This is a genomic window from Pseudoalteromonas sp. UBA6610 (genome assembly GCF_002433295.1).
Classification (GTDB): domain Bacteria; phylum Pseudomonadota; class Gammaproteobacteria; order Enterobacterales; family Alteromonadaceae; genus Pseudoalteromonas; species Pseudoalteromonas atlantica.
This window is the reverse complement of the sequence record NZ_DJHW01000066.1, coordinates 105,810-123,263: the sequence shown is the minus strand read 5'-3', so window position 1 is coordinate 123,263 and position 17,454 is coordinate 105,810. Positions and strand designations below refer to the sequence as shown.

The 17,454-nt window shown below is 49.0% G+C and carries 12 protein-coding genes; 1 reads left to right on the top strand and 11 read right to left on the bottom strand.

Translation table 11 applies throughout. The annotated features are described in order from the left end of the window. Positions 1 to 34 precede the first annotated feature (34 nt). From B4F91_RS09380 to B4F91_RS09340, 9 genes are all read right to left on the bottom strand, one after another. Positions 35 to 6,418 carry a hypothetical protein gene (locus B4F91_RS09380; RefSeq protein ID WP_288635658.1) on the bottom strand — a complete coding sequence of 2,128 codons (6,384 nt, stop codon included), beginning with the start codon at positions 6,416 to 6,418 and terminating at the stop codon, positions 35 to 37. A gap of 77 nt (positions 6,419 to 6,495) precedes the next feature. Next, positions 6,496 to 8,289 (bottom strand): hypothetical protein, encoded by a 1,794-nt coding sequence (locus B4F91_RS09375; RefSeq protein WP_288635656.1) that lies wholly within the window; start codon positions 8,287 to 8,289, stop codon positions 6,496 to 6,498. A 1-nt stretch (position 8,290) separates the two neighbouring features. Beyond that, a complete protein-coding gene (locus B4F91_RS09370; RefSeq protein WP_288635655.1) occupies positions 8,291 to 8,989 on the bottom strand; it encodes a hypothetical protein in 699 nt (232 codons plus the stop codon). Then, positions 8,989 to 9,552, bottom strand: a complete 564-nt coding sequence (locus B4F91_RS09365) for a hypothetical protein (RefSeq protein ID WP_288635654.1) — start codon at positions 9,550 to 9,552, stop codon at positions 8,989 to 8,991. Before B4F91_RS09365 ends, B4F91_RS09370 begins: the two co-directional genes overlap by 1 nt. After that, entirely contained in the window at positions 9,552 to 9,941 is a 390-nt protein-coding gene (locus tag B4F91_RS09360) for a hypothetical protein (RefSeq protein ID WP_282337509.1), read from the bottom strand. Before B4F91_RS09360 ends, B4F91_RS09365 begins: the two co-directional genes overlap by 1 nt. Next, positions 9,935 to 10,549, bottom strand: a complete 615-nt coding sequence (locus B4F91_RS09355; RefSeq protein ID WP_055253397.1) for a hypothetical protein — start codon at positions 10,547 to 10,549, stop codon at positions 9,935 to 9,937. The genes B4F91_RS09360 and B4F91_RS09355 overlap by 7 nt, the downstream gene beginning before the upstream one ends. Position 10,550: 1 nt before the next feature. Then, entirely contained in the window at positions 10,551 to 11,213 is a 663-nt protein-coding gene (locus tag B4F91_RS09350) for a DUF6682 family protein (RefSeq protein WP_055253395.1), read from the bottom strand. 15 nt (positions 11,214 to 11,228) lie between these two features. Then, positions 11,229 to 11,576, bottom strand: coding sequence for a hypothetical protein (locus tag B4F91_RS09345; protein ID WP_288635652.1), 348 nt, complete (start codon positions 11,574 to 11,576; stop codon positions 11,229 to 11,231). Between the two features lie 54 nt (positions 11,577 to 11,630). Continuing rightward, positions 11,631 to 12,770 carry a N4-gp56 family major capsid protein gene (locus B4F91_RS09340; RefSeq protein WP_288635651.1) on the bottom strand — a complete coding sequence of 380 codons (1,140 nt, stop codon included), beginning with the start codon at positions 12,768 to 12,770 and terminating at the stop codon, positions 11,631 to 11,633. A gap of 306 nt (positions 12,771 to 13,076) precedes the next feature. Between B4F91_RS09340 and B4F91_RS09335 the strand changes: the two genes are divergently transcribed. Further along, positions 13,077 to 13,487, top strand: a complete 411-nt coding sequence (locus B4F91_RS09335) for a hypothetical protein (protein WP_288635650.1) — start codon at positions 13,077 to 13,079, stop codon at positions 13,485 to 13,487. A 698-nt stretch (positions 13,488 to 14,185) separates the two neighbouring features. Here B4F91_RS09335 and B4F91_RS09330 read toward each other — a convergent pair. Both B4F91_RS09330 and B4F91_RS09325 read right to left on the bottom strand, forming a co-directional pair. Further along, positions 14,186 to 15,226: a hypothetical protein gene (locus B4F91_RS09330; protein ID WP_288635649.1), complete on the bottom strand. Its 1,041-nt coding sequence runs from the start codon at positions 15,224 to 15,226 to the stop codon at positions 14,186 to 14,188. A 2-nt stretch (positions 15,227 to 15,228) separates the two neighbouring features. Then, positions 15,229 to 17,358, bottom strand: a complete 2,130-nt coding sequence (locus B4F91_RS09325) for a hypothetical protein (RefSeq protein WP_288635648.1) — start codon at positions 17,356 to 17,358, stop codon at positions 15,229 to 15,231. Positions 17,359 to 17,454 lie beyond the last annotated feature (96 nt).

The window sequence follows — 17,454 nt, the reverse complement described above, 5'->3', positions numbered from 1 at the left end:
GTTACTTATGGGGCATTATAACAGCATTACTGTTTTATTTAATTAAATTCTTGACCGACTCGTTGATAGGCTTAGCCATCCAAGGTATCTGGTTAGCCAGCGGCACAACACGGCTCGGCTGCATTTCAAGTGTCGCCACATCAACAGCAAACTGAGCGGTCGGTCCCATAGCGGCCACGACAGGGTGATTACCATAGGTTGTACCAGCGTAGATAGATTCGGCCATCGTTGCGGGTCCGAGTAGACCAGTAGCCGCGAGAACACTGCCGCCCCAATCCACCAAGTCACGCTCACCCTGCCACTTAGGGCGGCCAAACGGGTATCTAATCTGCTCGCGTATAAGCTCCGCAATTAGTGCCAATGGGAGGGCAACCGCCGCTGTAACAGCTACTGCTTTCCAAGGATCGACACTTGAACTTCTGTCCTTAAACCCTTTAGCCAACGACTTGTGTACGTTGTCATAGAACCCGTAGAAGAACTTTTTAAGGGTAGTCACGAGTAAGAAACGCGGATCATTTGCCACAAGCGGTAGCTGCGTAGAACGTGGGTTAGTCACGGCCTCATTAACGAACTGGTGAACCGCATCACGATAACGTTTACCAGCTGGGCTTGTTAAGTCTGCGTCCGATGCGAATGCTTTAACGTCTGCCGCAGTTACGCCTAGCTCTTTTAAGCGCTTCTCCCCATCAGCCCCATCTTCCACGGCACGAACAAGGTAGCGTTCAGCCGCCTTAGTCGCTATTGCACGTGTCATTTTGGTCACATAGTTTTGGCCGTTGTACTTGAACACAAAGGCTTGGATACCTTGTGAGATACGACCCATAGTTAAGTCGTTCATGTTGTACATTTCTTGTAGCGAGTGCTCGATAGCGTCATCGGTGATAATGTCAAAATCGCGAGCGACCTTAAACATTTTCTCTCGCCCTACCCCTGTTAAAACGCTCTTGGCGTCGTCCAGCATTCCTTTAGTATCGCCGCGCATACGAGAGTATGTTGCCGCTACCTCCGGCACACTCGCTAGGCCAGTGAACCACAGCACCGTAGCCGACTGAAAAGCTAAAGCAGCAGAGTTAAGGTTACGTAGTATAGGCGACATGTTCATGCCTAAACGCCCCGTAACGCCCTGATACAACTTAGCGAACTCCTGACGATTGCCCGTATGCACCTCGCTCTGTATGCGATTGAACTCTGCATTAGAATCCCACTTACCGTTTTTAACGCCGCCATGCGTCTCATTCCATGCAGCCCAGCTAGTTGACGAGTTAACAAGGCGGAGTAAGTGTCTCGGTGCGTCTGTATCCACGTAGCCACCTTCCTTTAGCTTCTCGTAAAGTGGCTCTAGCACCCTACGCCCCGACCTTGGTTGATTGCTAAGCTCCGGTCTAATTGCGTACTCTGGGTATCCTCGACCGTCCAGTATTGAGTCAAGCGTGGCCTCTGGGTTCTTAACTCCCGCCTCACGAAGTATGGACAAGAAACCTCCTCTGTTTCGTTCAACAGCATGCAAGTCTAGGTGGACCTTAGATGCTACAGGCTTGAAGTTTTTATCATGCTTTCTAACGTACGCATTTAGCTGTGCTATGAAAGCCTCGTACTTCTCACGCTCGGGACTTTTAACCTTGTTAATAGAGTCCTCGTAGCCCTTCTGAATCGCCTTATTGTCTCCTACCTCCTTGCCAATACGTGACGCGAAATACTCCGTAGCATTTCGTTGTAGTGCAGTGAACCTGTCCGCCCTCGCCGCAGCATCTGGGTGAATGCGAGCTAGACGTGTGCGCGTCATTTCAAAGAAACGGAACATAGACTTTCTAGCCAGGCCACGATTGCGCTTAACCACTTTCTTTAGCTTGCGGTTTAGCTGAATTTTGCGGCCTTTGCTCAAGTCCGTGCCTTCTCCAACTTCTGTATCCTTGTAGCTTTTAAGCGCTAACTCAGCCACCTCTAATTTACGTTTGGCCTCCGCTACTAGTTTCGCCTTAACATCAACACCGTCTGCTGAAACTCTATCAGGTCTCCTTACGGCAAGTTGGTAATCTGCTTTTGCCGACTCTACACTTTGTTCAAGTGACCTTCTAATAGCCGTTTGCGCTCCGCCACCACTTTTGTCCTTGCGCTTGGTCTTACGTAACACGCCTCGCGTATTGTTCGCCGTAGAGACTTCATCGCGGTTCGCTATCTCATCATCAACACGCGCCGTGTCGATAGTTAGCTCCCCACCTTCTTTGGCCGCTTGCTCAAAGTCCTTATCAAACACCCTATTTTTGGCATCGAGTAGTATCTCATCACCGCGTTCCTCAGTGATTTTACCCTCGTTCACAGCCTTTGAGACCAATGAAGCAATATCGTCATAGGACACTTCATCACGGTACACGTTGCCTATATCTTCTGGCATTAAGTCCGACAGCGTTCGGCTAGACCTCAAGTTGTGCTCAATCGACGAAGTAAGAGAAACCAGCTCTTTAGGCAGTAAATCACCCACCGCTACGGCGTTCTCAGCCACTGCAATGATCGTATTGAAGTCTGGCTTATCTGACAGCTTAATGCCTATTCTACGCAGCAGAGAGCGCTTATCTCTGTCCACATGCTTAGGCTGGACAACATCAACTTTCGTACTGCGCTTTTTGCCTTTGTAGTTGAGGCCGTTGCGGATAGACCCCATAGTCACAGATGCCAGTTTATCGCCATCAACACGGTACACTACAGCGCTATCACGAATAGTATCTAGGTTAAAGCTAAACATTGGGCGGCCATCATCAAGGCGCAGGTCGGCCAACGCTGAAATACCACTTAGCACCGCAGTAGCAAGCTCTTCGTTGAGATTTATGTCGCCGTCATTAAGGTCAATTTTGTCCTCACGCAATGCCCATCGAGTAACAGCGTCCAAGTCAACATTAAGTGGTTTACCCGATTCATTGTCACGTACCATAAGGCCGCGATCACTTCGCTTCTCACCTGAACGTGCGCGAGCTGACCTGTATAGCTTGTTGTTCGCGAACGAATTACGCGCCGCCGAAGCTAGGCGCTCACTAGGTGTCATTTTCACTTCACCAATTGTCGCCTCTTTGGGCATAATCCCTGTCTTTTCTAACAGCTTGCCAAACGCTTCTAAATCATCGTTCTCCAAGTGCTCTTTGAGTCGGTTAACCGTGCCTTTCGACAAGTGGCGAGTATCTGGGCGTTTTTCTTGGTCGCCATAGGTGAACAATGGTTTGTTCGTATCGAACTGGTCAAACTGGTTGTCCTTGGTCGTTTTCTGGTTATCAATAGCCTTGCGCTTGCGGGTTCGCTTAGGCAGGCGGTCTCCGAGGGCTGCTTCGCGCTCTGTAGGTTTTACAGTTTCGCGCATGAACTTAACAAGAGCCGCGTTATTCATACCCTTGATTTTCTTTAGCTCTTTATAGACACGCTCGGCCATTTGCGTTCTGCGGGTGTAGTTGGCCGCAACCTCTAGGTCATTATCGCCGGTGTCCACAACACTCTGAACATCACCAACGTTTCGCTCATCACCGTTCTCATCACGCTCACTGTACGCGACTTGCTGGTCTGTACGCTCACCCATTTCACGTTGAGACTTCGTTGCTGCGGTCTCCTCGTACATAGAATCCACCGCCTTGCGGAACGACTGAATGAACTCGAACTTATCAACACGCGCCTGTAGCTCATCGATTTGCTTAACTATATCTTTATTATCAGCGAACTTAGCGCGCTGTTTTAATGTGTTACGCGCAGTATCGGACAATTTAGACGGATCAACCGCGTCACCATCTTTAACGAACTTACGGTACTGGTCATGCGATTCCAGCAATTTACCCATATCACCATCACTGGCCGTACGTGTTCCAAGCTCTTGCTTAAGATACTCAACCTTGCCCTCAGTGGTGGTCGGCTTCTGCGCTTTCTCCTTCGCCTTGGGTTTATCTGGCTTAGTACCTTCAATGCTGCTATCAACAATCTTGTTCAGTAGAGTAAGCTTGTCGGCCTCAAGCGAACCTGATGACTCGAAGTCATAGTGTTGGCCTACCTCGGCTAGTTGTTTTGCATTCTTAGCCACCTCGACAGCGAATATATCTCTAGCGGCCTGTGTATTCTTGCCTTTGCCCTGAATAACATTTCTGATGCGGACTTTAAGCTTGTCCTTCGCGTTATCCAGCATAGCCATTGCTTCGTCGATTTCTTCTTTGCTTGGCTTGCGGCCTTCTTTGATCCAATCTGGGGCGCTTTTTACGACACCTTTTGGCTTTTCTTTAGGCGCTTCACCTTCTGGAATCTTAACAGTCGGCGCGTTCTCAATTGACTTCTCGACTTGCGCTTCTTTCTTGATACGTTCACGGTTCTTTATTCGGTCGCGTTTGATTTTGCTGTAGTCACGAAACATAGCGCGACCATCGAATTGGTTAGCATTGCGATACACAATGTTATTGAATTCTGGGTTGATAGACCCTAACGCCGCTCTTAACGCGGTATCCGTGCTTTCTTCCTCAGCCTCTGTTAAACGGTTGCGTTCTTGCTCAGTCAGCTTGAGTTTACCATCACGAGACAGACGAACTACTTGCTTAAAGACACGGGCAAGTGCCTCATCACCACGAGCCTTGTCATACCCGCCACTTAGCGGAGTGCTTGCGCCATAGTGACTATCAGCGGCGTAGCGCGCTAATTCCTCATTTGTTAGTGTGCCGTTATCAATAAGCGCTCCTACCTGAGACTCATTAAGCGGCTTACCTTTTGGCTCAAGTATTTCGCGTAGCTCATCGTAGCGGTCACTGCTTAGGTTTGGCACATCACGGGTAGTTAGCGAATCAAATTGGCCTTGGCCTACGACTCCCGTATCATCTGTTTCTACCTTGGCGTTCGGTTTGCTTTTAGGGCGCTTTTTAGCTGCTCGCTCAACACTCTGCTCAAGCGAGTCGTCACTCGAAAATGGAACACCGTCGTCCTCTACTTCCTCAACAGTGTCAGCCCTCCAGCCATCAGCATTTATTTGTTCGCCCTCTGCATCTGCTCCCTGACGAGCTTGGTTGTACTCGCGCATAAAGCCAACAGCATTACCCGCTGTAGATGCGATACCACCCATAGCACCACCGCCGATAACAGCTCGGATACCCGCTTCAACAGCGTCGCGCGTTTCTAGTCTCCACTCATCATCACCTACCTCTGTGGCGATAATCTCATCAGTTATAACTTGCGCCGTTTCAGTAATGCCCTCCGCCGCAGCACCGATTGCCGTAGTGCCTAAAACATCTTTTAAACGCTTGGTAACAGACGGCTTCGATAGCGCATCCATCACTGGTTTTGCAGCCTCATCAGACAGGCCAGTAGCTTTGAGCGATTTACCAAGCACAGCAACGAAAGGCAGTGCATTTAGCGCAGCGCCAGCAGCACCCGATAGCGTCGCGGCCTCTGTGTGCTCACCCTCACCTGTGCTGTCCAAACGGTTCTCCATAGCACCCGCAGACTGTACGAACCCAGATAACGCGGGGCCAGCGTATAGGCCAGCTTTCGCACCTTTCATGAGCGCTCGACCAGCGGTAGCTCGCATAGCCCCCATTAGCCCGACACCCGCAGCAGCACCTGCACCACCTGACACTGCACCGACTGCCACAGTGCCCGCAGTAGCTAACGCATCGACTATAAGACCAGGGGCGGCCTCGCCTAGAGTTTCGACCACATAGTCTAAAGCATCACTAAAGCCCTCAACCTTGTCTACAGACTCGAATTTACGCTTATTAAGAGCCGCATCAACACCGTGCCTACGCGCAATCTCCCGACCCTCGGCAGCCCATTCCTCATTGCCGACCATTTCACCGATATAGTTAAGCGCGCCACCTAGCGCCGCTTTTGTTTCATCAGTACCACGGTCAAATGCACGTTCAAACGTTGAGCGTCGGTCGTACACTTTAGACTCTAAAACCGCATTTTCCCACGGCCTGAACTCATCGTTGCTCTCACGAATTTTCTGGCCTACTGCGTTCATCTTCTCGTCACTTGACGGAGCATAGCCCAACGCTCGACGGGCAATGCCGAGCATTTCAGCTTGCGTAGCGTCGACACTTCTATCTGGTGCAGCCGCACCCGACTCAACCATACGCGACGCAATGTCATTGCCATTCTTATCATACATACGTGACAGTGGGCGCTTGTACCGACCTCGTTCATTGCCTTTTACAACGTAGCCACCTTCATCAAGCACACCCTGCGTTACGGCCTGCGCGTCACTTGCGTTTGGGTGGTCGTCATTACGCCAATCATGCGGCTTTTCCACAGTGTTAAAGCCCTCGAAACGCGCATCTTTTGGCTCACCAATACCGCCACTATCGCCATCCCGTAGCTCAACATCATCAATCGCGTCCTCTGGTTTGTTCTTGGCAAAGTCTCCTCTACGCTCGCCCCTTCGGATCAACTCATCTATGAAATCACTCATACTTATAAAAAAATCCCTAATACAATTAAGTGATAGGGATTTTAACATTATTACTACTATGTTTTTTAGTAGTGTTACTAATTTTTATAAAGGTACGTTTCCTTGAATAGCTCGTCGAAATCGCGTTGGGCTGCTTCATTCCACTGACCACCCTTTCGCTCGAACTCTGCACGATCCTCGTTGTACCTGTCGTTATAAACGTCTCTGACTTCACTAACGCCAAGTCCTGAGTACGCGCTAACAGCTTTGATTGTATTAGCCGTTTCGGGCTTATACTTAGCCTCAACCGCTGTTATGTAAGGTGTAACACTCATCACCGTTAACTCAGCATTTGGCTCAGCACGAAGATAAGACTCAATACCATGCGACCACATTGCGGCAAATTCTGGCGTACTCATAGCCTCAACACTGTAGCGGCCATTAGCCATAAAGCGGTCAGCAAGGATATTAATTTGTGACTCAAGCCCTTTGATTTGCGCAGGTTTGTAGCCTCGAATGCTACCAATATAACCAGCGACCGACGCGCCAACATCACCGAGGTACTTACGTGTGTCTTTTAGCGCTTTTTGCTGTGACTCTACATTGGTGGTTGTAGCTTTTGCCGCCGCCACTTGAGCGTTAAGCAGCTCTTTACGCGCCTTAATTACCTTAGCGTTAGCGTTCGCCTGCACCTCATAAATATCGGCTCTGTGCTTCTCAATATCATGCGTACTGAAACGCATATCGCCCGTATCCATGTAGTTGCGCATTTGCTTTTCGTTGATATTACCCGTTAGATACAGCTCGCCGACAACAGCTGCGCGCTTGCGCTTAGCCGCATACTTGTCCTTAATGGCCTGCATCTTCTGCTCAACGTCCTCAACTTGTGCAATTGGCTCAAGGGCACGGTTCACCTTTGGTGGTGCTTCACCCGATTGGTCAATCGCTTCCTTAGTCTTGGCTAAGTCCTCAGCTCCCTCGGGAGTGCTAACCTTATTGCTGGGCGTAACTTTTGCAACATCACCCTTAAACGACACCCTTGCAGAGTCACCGTGCGCCTTTTTACCGAAAGCTTTTTCCAGCGCAGCAACACGGCCACTAACACCAGCTAAACGACGAGTGCCCTCTCGCTTAGCCTCATTCGCGGCCTCTTGCCTCGCAGCTGAACGATTGAGGTTTTCTTCAGTAGGAACATCCTCATCCGGTGAAACCTGCTTATCCCGCGCAACATTTAGCAAACCTTGCTGCTTGAGGTTTTCCTTGAACTCATCGCGTGAAGCCTCGCGCACAACACCGTTCTCGTCCGCAGTAAAACTCGCACGTACATAAGCTGCATGGTGCTCAGGGGCTATGCCGTTTTGTTCCGCGACCTCAATGCTTTTAGCAGCGTGAGCCTGTAGGCGACTTAGATCTTCCTCCTTGGCTCGCAAAGGCGTACTCGTGTTGTCGTTTGGGTTTACGGTTAATGGCGCTCGTTCGCCGTTAGACTTAAGCACACCAAACGACACCGTACCATCACCATTGCTGGCTACTTCTATGTCGCCGCCATCGCGCGTTAACGCACGATTAAACCTGTTTAGCTCCGCCCGTTCCTGCTCGTCAATTGAAGCAGTAACATCATCAACATAGCCTTGTCGTGCGTCCCTTAATCGCTGGCGCTCATCAGCTATTCTTTGACGCTCAGCCTCTTTGTGGTCGTACTCGCTCATCTGGCGCTCAAACAAGGCACTACTGCGCTCATCAGCTAGTCGCTGGCGTCGCATGTTCTCTGCGTCTAAGCGTTCTTGTCGCTCACGCTGGTACTCACGTTCTTCGCGTCTTTCCGCATATTGAGCGTACTGGCCTATCGCATTAATAATAGCCGAGCCATCACGCATTCCATAACCTGCCATTTTAACCTCCTATCATCCCGCCTGCTGCGCTACCAATTGACGCACCCGCAGCCGCACCCGCTGGGCCACCAAATACCCCGCCAATTACACCACCGGCCACGGCACCAACTTGTGACATGAAGCCACCTTTAGCCGCTTTGTAGGCCGCATCGCGCTGCTCTTTAGCTTGGTATGCTTGCGACATTGAAGCCGTACCAGATGACTGTAACTGCTCACTGATAGACATAAGTTGCGTACGAGCCGCCTGCTGCTTAACGCGCTGGTCCTCATACGCCTGCGTCATGGTGGCCGAACGTGAAGCCGCAACAGTACGGTTTTGACCTCGATTGATCGCATTACGCTGCGAAGCAAGCTGACCCCCCATGCTGTAGCCCAATTGTCTATTCGCTACCTCAGTTGTTTTAGCATTTAAGTTCTCGCTGAGTGACCTTGACCTATCAACAATCGATGTACTCTCACTCTCGGCTAGTAAGTCGTTAATGATAGGTAGCGTGTTTTGCTCATAATCCGTGATTTGGTTCTGATACATACGCTCAAGCTCAGCCTCATAATCAAGCTCCGAAGCAGACGCCGTTTTCGCCTTGTTGATCATGTTATTGACCACCGAAGCTGTAGACGACTGCGATATGCTGCTCATGCTCCAAGGTAAACCAGAATATTGGGTATTGTTCGAGCTGGCGTCGCTAGTAGTTGTAGCCATTATTCTAACGCTCCTAAAATATCCGCGACACTTGCGTTAGCGTCATTTCCCGACGTTTTGCCTTTATCGCTTTTACCACTCTTTTCGGAATCCGTGCCGTACATGTAAACCTGCGCGCCTGCGCCAATCAAATCAAAGACTGCTTGTTTTTTCTTGTTGTCCTCAACGAAGTCACTCATTGAACGCTGATGGCCTTCCGCCCCCATGCTACGGGCAACACGCTCTGTGCTTGACGTATCACGGCGGACAATATCGCCCTCTACATCATAAGAACGCCCACCTTTGCCCGTCGCTGCGATACCCGCAGACTTAACATCAACACCGCCATCTACAGTCTTGTATGAACCCTGTCGACGGCTCTGCTGTAGACGTTCCTTGCTGACTTTAGCAGACTCTGCACCCACACGAGCCATAAGCTGCGAGCGGTTGTCACGTCTATTTGAGGCCATGAACGAATCTCGTGTAGCCTCTTTAACTTTTGAACCCTCGTCAAACATTCTTGACGCTAGCTCGACCTGTAATTTTTCACCTTCTGATGTTTTAGGCTTATCAGGGCTAGACATTAAAGCTCCTTCACATACGTTACAGACTCAACACTAAAACCGACCTGCTCCGCCACCTTCGACCAGCCCTTACGCGGGCTTGTGAACGTGAACTTCTTGCATCCCAGCTCTTTTAGGTAAGCCGATACACTTGTCATTATCTCCGACCAATCACTAACATGGCCGCTCATTGCTGCGGCGCACAACACATGCGCTTTGCCCTCTTCCCATTGGGCTATAAAAAACGAGTCCTCACCTACTAGGTGGAGTGTTGCAGCTCGGATCTTAAGGAGGCGCTTAACCTCCTCCACTGGGTATCCGCCGAAACAACGATAGAGCCGTTCGATATACGGCTCTATCGTAGGGAACACCAATTCAATATCGTCAACTGCAAAAGGGTCAGTTACCATGCGAAACTCTTATTAAATCTCACCGAACGCTTTGGCCTGCTTCGGTCGTCTCTCGCCTCACGTTTGGCCTTAGCTATACCTTCGCGGAAATGCGCTTCATACGTCGCAGCAGCACGCGGGTTCGACCACTCTTTTTCAGGCATAGAAAGCAGACGGGCAATCGCACCACGACGGATTACATCAAACCATTTGTCGCCTAGTGAGTCAGGTACGCTGTCGATATTACGGTTGGGCTGCACGACAACCGACACCTCAAGCGTACCTTCCTCGAATGCGTCTAACAGGATTCTGTTGCCACTGTGCGCAAAGCAACCTATGCGCCTTGCGGGCATTAACCTATGGGGTAGCTCACTTACGAGCTTATAGCGCCCTTCTCGGTCAGCTGGTTCGAAATAAGCGTACTTCGTAGCAGCGACGTACGTTTCATCAGGCATGCCCTCAAGAGGCGCGTTGTCATCAACAAGCGCTATACGCTCTGTATGCAGCCATGCCTCCGAAGCTCGGAAGAACTCTTGAATGGCGTACCTAACTTGACGAGCCACTGTAGAATCCAGCGGCTCGGGTACGTCCATTCTGATGCTATCAACCCATTCTTGAACGTACGCCATGTTACGCCCCTATTGGGTCACGGGTCTTGGCGTTGTCATTCTCCATGCTTGCTTGAGTGTCACCAATCTGAGACACAAACACGTTGTAGTAGTTTTGTGCCCGAGCCTGCATAGACTCCGACTCAGTGAACTTAGCGAACGCACGGTGAAGAATGTAGTTAGCCACACACGCCGCATACATTGACGGTAGCGGGAATGGGTCGGTTAGCGATTCCACCTCATTTGGCGTTGTGCCAGTAACCATCAACAAGCTACCTGTGCCGTCAGCAGGTGGGTACACGTAGAATGAGCGTGGGTCTGTCAGGCTAACACTGTATCGAAATACGGTGTCAGTCTTGCTGCCCGCCATCCAATTAGGGTCCTCATTATCCAACGTAGAGCGCTCGACGTGGCGAACCGCACGGCCTTCTTCGCCGTTCTTCATGTTGCAGATAACCTCAAGCACACGTGACGCACCTAGCGTTGCCACACTCTGTTTTGAGCCAGCTTGGAGCTGAAACGAGCCTGTAGTGCTACACGCTTCTGGGCGAACTCTCGCGACCTCAGCACATGCCTCGTTGAACCATTGGATCAACTCTGGGTCACGCCACTGTACGCCGCCTTCGTCAATGTCTCGTAGAAGGACACGGACGCGATTTGTTAGTATTGTTCCTACGGTTAACATGACAATATGCCTCTATTACTTACCAGCCGCTTTGTTTGCCGCGCGTGTCGCAGCCGCTTTCTTTGCAGCTTCACTTGCTTTTGCCTTGCGAGCCGCTTCTTCTAGCGCCGCTGCTTGCTCCTCAGCCGCTTTCGCTTCTTCTTTGGCCTTTGCCTCAGCTTTGGCTTTTTCTTCCGCTAGGATCGCTGCCTCGCGCTCTGCTTGCAGCTCAATATCTTCCAACGGAACTAAGCCGGCACGGATAGCTGCATCTTCAAGGTGCGCTGGAACATCACGAGTTTGAGCCGATTTAACAAGTAGCACGTGGCCGCCAATCGGGGCTGTTACTCGGATTGTTTGGCGTGTAAAATTTTTAACTTTCATTTGTAATTCTCTTGCATATGTAAGGGAGCGGTCGACTCACTCCCTTAACCCAACTTAGATAGCGAAGTCGATACGTAAAACACCGTAGTCTTGCTTAACATTGCGGTCCGCTGATTTCTTAGCGTCCTTAAACTGCATTTTCTTCATACCGAAGATTTTGCCGTAAGCAATACCGTAGTTGTTACCGTAGTCGAAGTGATCACGTTCATCCCAAGACGCAGTATCTAGGTCAATGAAACCTAGCGCCTGAGCGCCACATAACAGACCCATACAGCCGTCAACAGTACCGTCAGCACCCCATTTAGAGCCACTATCTGCACCTAAAGTAGTTGGTACATGGCGGAACTCGTGGATGTGTAGGCCGTCAACAATGTAAGACTCACCGCCCGCAAATAGCGTATTGCTATCACCGCGAACACCTGCATGACGTGCGTTCTCTTTGAAGTCTGGGTCTAGCTTCAACGTCGCTAATGCCATTGGGTGTAAGAATAAGTGGTACACCTCTGAGCCGCCGTTACCACGGATACCACGAATATAGCGAGTCTTAGCAATCGCTTGTAAACGTACGATGTGGTCATAGCCCAGCTTGTCGTCAGCAGTGATTGCAGTAGTATCTGCATCAACTACCTTGCCGCCTTTAAGACACATTAGGTGGCGCTCAGAAGTTGGTGCTAAACCACCTGCCGTGTTGAACGCTAAGTCTGAAAGGTTGTCGTCATTCGCACCCTGACCAGGACGTACTCGGCCATCGTTAGTTTGTGCGAAGTCTAAGCCCGCTAATTGTAGGAACGTCATTTGGTCCATACGGTCTGATAGCCAGTAAGCTAGCTGGTCACGAGCTTGTTCACGGAAGTTAACAACCGTTTTTTGGTCGTTTAATTTACCGGTGTTTTTAACCGCGTTACGAAGTTGGTCAACCTCAACCTTATCTTGGTGAGCTGTTAGCGTTGCCTCGTTTCCGGTTAATTCGTTGTCACCAACGATACCGTCACCGTGCATATCTGGTACTAATGTCACAATCGCTTCTGTACCGCGCTCTGACTTAGTTAGCTCGGTAATGCGTTGAATCATTGCGTTCTGGCCTGAACCCATGAACTTCGACACGAACATTTTTTCACGTGCCTGATGCCACGTATCACGTGACCATACTTTTTTAGCGTCGTCGTCTAACGCTGAGAAATTAGTCTTTGCCATTTAAAGCATACCCTTCGTTAGTCCCTGAGCCGTTGGCTTTGTCGCGAAACGACTAACAGTGGACTTATTAAATCCAAATGTTTTGAGCCGTCCCGTAACGTGGGTCTATCGAAATGAATGCACGGCATAACTGAGCTGTGGGGCAGGATTGATTGACAAGGCATCACCTTGGATAACAGTAATTATAAATTTTACTTATTGAAATTTCAACAGCAACACTAATAACCAAGCACGGTAATTAAAAAGTATTAATTTTTATGTTAAGCCTATATAATATATAGATTAATGTTAAGGAGGTACTATTACATGGCAAAAGTTGTAGATAAGGTTTTTATTGCTTTAGGGATATTGTTCGCAATTATTTTTTTGATTAGCATTGTTGAGAAATATAGCTCGATTCAGGAAAATGAAAAAGGTAAGTTTACTGGGGTTTCTATATCTTCCAAATGGGACGCTGCGTCTGTATGTAAAACGGCTAGAAGCGTAATTAAGGATAGGTTGCCCGCCGATAAGAAAAAATCAATATACCACTCAAAATGTGAAGTTATTAAAGTTAGTACTCCACTGTTCGGCTCATATTCACACTATGAACCTTACGCGACAAAGTGGTCGAATAATGTTGCTGCAAGAGTTTTCATCACTAGTTCTAATAAACTTAAAGTAATGGGGATATCAAAATCTGGTGTACCCTCCTCTTGGTTCAAAGAAGAGCAATAAGTAATTCATTATATAGAGCCGGCGTTTAAGCCGGCTCTATAATATAAACTAAAGCCAATTATAATGACTCAGACTAAGCTATTTTCCTTTTTCGTGGGAAATAATCATAGAAATAATAAGTACACAAGTCATACACAGCACACTTACCGTTAATAAGCCGAAAATGCCGATATTAACAAAATCAATACTCTGCACTAATGCGGGCATAAAAGTACCAACAAACCTTTTCATACTAAATCCTTAAAATAAACGTTTAAAATAAAGGCCTGCCAGCGACTACAACTCAACAAAAATCTATCTTTTTTTGTTGTATTCGCACTTCACGTGTACTAATATGCGATTGTGTATTGACGCATACGTCACTAAAGATGAAACCTTTTGCCGAGGTTTTATCCGTTCGAAGCTTGCAGTTACCCAGTAATTGCGAGCCTTTCTTCGTTTCCGAAATTCAGACACATATTTATAATATCACATTTTTCAGAAAAGGATTTTTAACTTTTAAAAAATGTGAACTAGGTCTCTAAATCTCTTCATAATGGCCACTATACAGGCCGATCCACTATTCATAAACGCTTTAAAAAAATTTATTAAAATAAATTATTCTTACTCGTGACCCGCTGCCTCCTAGTGACAAGTCACATAAAAGCCGACATTTGTGTCGGCCTCTTTAAAGATAATTGTAAATAAAAACAGGCCTGTTAAACCACGTAGTCACCCCTTGCACGCGCTTTGGCCTCTGCACTAAGACCCGCAAACTCGTCGTCTGACATGCGTGAAATATCAATATCAGGGCGACTATTGCCACCACCTGTGCCCGACAGCTTGCCACGCTCTTTCTTGGCCGCAGCTAGCTTGGCCTTAGTGTTAGTTTTCTTCGTAGGCTTAGCCATATCTGCTTTAGGTTTAGCTGTACGGTCAACTAAATCATTTTCAAGGGCAACTAAGCGAACTGACTTCTTAAGCGCTTCGGCTGGCGATAGACCACGATCAACGTACAGGTCACGCATTTCCACCACTTCTTCAATCAGACCTTCGTCCGCCTCGTCACCAGCGCTATCAAGCTCTGGGTACTTTTCAGCTAACGCCTGCGCCGTTTGTTGCAACTCAGACATTGCACGGTCTTGGTTAAGCTCATTTCGTACGCGTTCTGATACTTCTTGCTCAGCTTTGGCCTGTATCGCTTGAGTTTGGCTAGCCATCATTTTGCCGAATAACTCGAAAGCCTTATCAGTCTCGCCGTCAAGCATAGCCTCCTGCATACCCTCAAACTCCTCGCGGGTGAAACCAACAGGATCAGCTTGCTGTTCGCCTTGCGATTCTTGGCTACCAGCGCCCTTCAACGCGTCGATCTCTGTACGGAGGCTTTGTACTACAGACTCAAGATTGCGACGTTTCTCAATCTCCTTGTTTAGTCGTTCGAGTGGTACACGTCGGCCTTTAGCGCCCTTAGAAGGCTTTTCAGCAGGCTCTTCCTCCTCGCCTTCAGCACCATCCACATCACCCTCGCCCTCTGACTCAGACTCATCTTCATCTCCGTCCGATTCTTCTTCATCTTCATCCGATTCTTCTTCAAGCTCGCTTGATTCTTCGTCATCGTCCTCAAGCTCATCAACAACGTCGTCCGCAGGGGCTTCATCGTCCTCAACGAAGTCGCCACGCTCCTCTGGCGTAGGTGGCGTGTAATCATCAAGAATTGCCGATGTTGCGTTAAGTCCATCAAGGTTACGGTTTGCAGCCATTATTAGTCACCTCTGTTATTATTTTTATTAGTGTTACTGTTATCTTTATTCGACGCATTATACGCCATATCCATAGATTTCATAGCGATTTGGCTAGAAATACGCTTATCGTTTATAGCATTCTGATTCTGATGGCCTCTAGCCGCCAGAGCAATGCGAAGTGATAGCTCCTGCTCTTTGGCCACACGTTCTTGTTCGAGTCGTCGTAGCTCCATTTGCGCTTGGTTGAAGCCACTTAGCGAGTCAGCCTTAGCCATTTTCTCTTTAGCCGTCGCCAGTGCCACATCAATATCTGCATCAACTTTTTCAAGCTCTTTACGCAGCATGTTGATTTGGTGCTGTATCTGCATCTGTTCAAGCGCTGCTTGTTCTTCGCTCGGCTCACCGAAGCCCTGGCTTTCTTTAAGGAACTCGGCAATTTCACCACGTTTAGTAAGGTTCGAGTGCTGGACAATAACATGGTCTGGGATAGCAACGCCCATTTCACGCAAGCGCAACGCTTCCTCAAACTCTTGGTCGGCCATTGTACCGCCCGAAGGTCTAAAGCTTACCTCAACGTCATAATCGCCAATGGTCACATCATTGATTATGTTCCCGTCCTCATCTGGCACATTAATGCCGACCTCCTCCGTGCGCTCCTCGCCCTGAAGGATACTGCTACCCGTCACTTTAAAGTAGCGAGTCTCACTGTAGAAGTCTTGAACCAGCTCAAGCACCTTACGGCCAACCATACGGCGGGCACGTTTAAGGTTACTCACGATTACCGACACCTGAATCTGACCACGACTTACAGCGGCCTCCTGCGCACGGCCTGACTGGTCAGCACGTGCCGTACCAAGCATTGACGCATTAACCGATGATATCTCACGGATAGTTGCAGCGGCCTTCTGTGAGATACGGTCGATGCCCGTTGGTATCTGGTTCGGCTGAATCTTTTCCGGCTTCTCATACCCACGTTTGTACTGTAGCACTAGGCCAGTTTCAGCACCGCGTTCCTCTAAGTCCTCAGCGTCCATATCGACCAGTGAGTCCTCCTGCACCACCCAGCCACTGTTAGCCGTCGTGTTAACAATGTGCAACTCTTGCGAGCTGGTCTTGTTCAGTAGGTTCTGTGGGTCGATTAGATTATCTACAGGGCCAAACGGATTACCTCGGCGGAAGTACGGGAAGAAAGGCACGATAGTAAATGAGCGGTAGATAGACCAATCATCATGCAGCAGAATGTCATCCGCTGTAACAGTCATTCGCACTCGGCGACCTTTACGCTTAATTAGCTCAAGGCCATACTGCTCTGCGAACGCCTCCATTTCTTCTTTATCAGTGCCAAACGGTACAGGTCTCATGTTACCCGTAGTCATATCGACAAAGTGGTACTGCTCATCTACCTCAAAGTGCTGGCGCTCAATAACACGAACACGCCTTAGCTGACGGCTGTCCTTCTCGTCCATCGTTGTCGTGCGGCTTGTGCCACCAAACGTGCCTTCAAAGTATTCGAAGTTATCGTCCGTGTTATAGCTGCTAGTATCAACTAGGCGCTCTAAGCCCTCGACCTTCTCCCAGCCATATGAAGCACCAATCTCGTCAAGCGTTAGCCAACGTGAGATAAACACCTCGTTCCATGAAGACGGGTCTGCGCTTTTAGCCTCACTATCAGGGATAACGTCAATAGGGTCCTCAGACGTGATAACAACCTCACCTTGCAGGTTCTTCTCGAAACTCATGCGAACGTCATAGTACCCACGGCCTGTGATTAGGCCATCAGCAAACACATCTTCTTCGGTATCGTCGAAGTGCGTTACCGCAAGAATACTGCGGGTGATGGCATTAAGCGCGAACGCAGTGCCCTCATCGCCGTAGTCACGCGGTCGGTAGACAACTTCAACCTTACGCTCAAGCTGCTCACCTATTATGGCGTTCACCGTTGATAAGATCATATTTAGCGTCAAGGCTGGTCGGCCTTCACGGTCTAGGCGGGCTTTATCCTCTTTGTTCCACTGATCACCTGCGTAAAAGTTGTTGTTACGCACAGCGCGTTTGATAAAGTCCTTATGCTTGGTGTTGTTCGCTTCCTCAAATCGGGTCTGATTATCACGAGCAACAACCCTCGGGTCTCTTTTCTTATTTCTACTCATTCACGGTCCAACCTATCGGTTAGTCGGTCAATTGCGTTAGTAAGCGCTGTGAGCGTTGTATCCAGCTTCGCACTGTCAATTTCGAGTGTGCGGATA

Bases quoted from the DNA above. Each gene is read 5' to 3' on its own strand.
- B4F91_RS09325 (WP_288635648.1), bottom strand. From the start codon at position 17,358: ATGAGTAGAAATAAGAAAAGAGACCCGAGGGTTGTTGCTCGTGATAAT.
- B4F91_RS09340 (WP_288635651.1), bottom strand. From the start codon at position 12,770: ATGGCAAAGACTAATTTCTCAGCGTTAGACGACGACGCTAAAAAAGTA.
- B4F91_RS09360 (WP_282337509.1), bottom strand. From the start codon at position 9,941: ATGGTAACTGACCCTTTTGCAGTTGACGATATTGAATTGGTGTTCCCT.
- B4F91_RS09370 (WP_288635655.1), bottom strand. From the start codon at position 8,989: ATGGCTACAACTACTAGCGACGCCAGCTCGAACAATACCCAATATTCT.
- B4F91_RS09350 (WP_055253395.1), bottom strand. From the start codon at position 11,213: ATGTTAACCGTAGGAACAATACTAACAAATCGCGTCCGTGTCCTTCTA.
- B4F91_RS09365 (WP_288635654.1), bottom strand. From the start codon at position 9,552: ATGTCTAGCCCTGATAAGCCTAAAACATCAGAAGGTGAAAAATTACAG.
- B4F91_RS09380 (WP_288635658.1), bottom strand. From the start codon at position 6,418: ATGAGTGATTTCATAGATGAGTTGATCCGAAGGGGCGAGCGTAGAGGA.
- B4F91_RS09345 (WP_288635652.1), bottom strand. From the start codon at position 11,576: ATGAAAGTTAAAAATTTTACACGCCAAACAATCCGAGTAACAGCCCCG.
- B4F91_RS09355 (WP_055253397.1), bottom strand. From the start codon at position 10,549: ATGGCGTACGTTCAAGAATGGGTTGATAGCATCAGAATGGACGTACCC.
- B4F91_RS09375 (WP_288635656.1), bottom strand. From the start codon at position 8,289: ATGGCAGGTTATGGAATGCGTGATGGCTCGGCTATTATTAATGCGATA.
- B4F91_RS09335 (WP_288635650.1), top strand. From the start codon at position 13,077: ATGGCAAAAGTTGTAGATAAGGTTTTTATTGCTTTAGGGATATTGTTC.
- B4F91_RS09330 (WP_288635649.1), bottom strand. From the start codon at position 15,226: ATGGCTGCAAACCGTAACCTTGATGGACTTAACGCAACATCGGCAATT.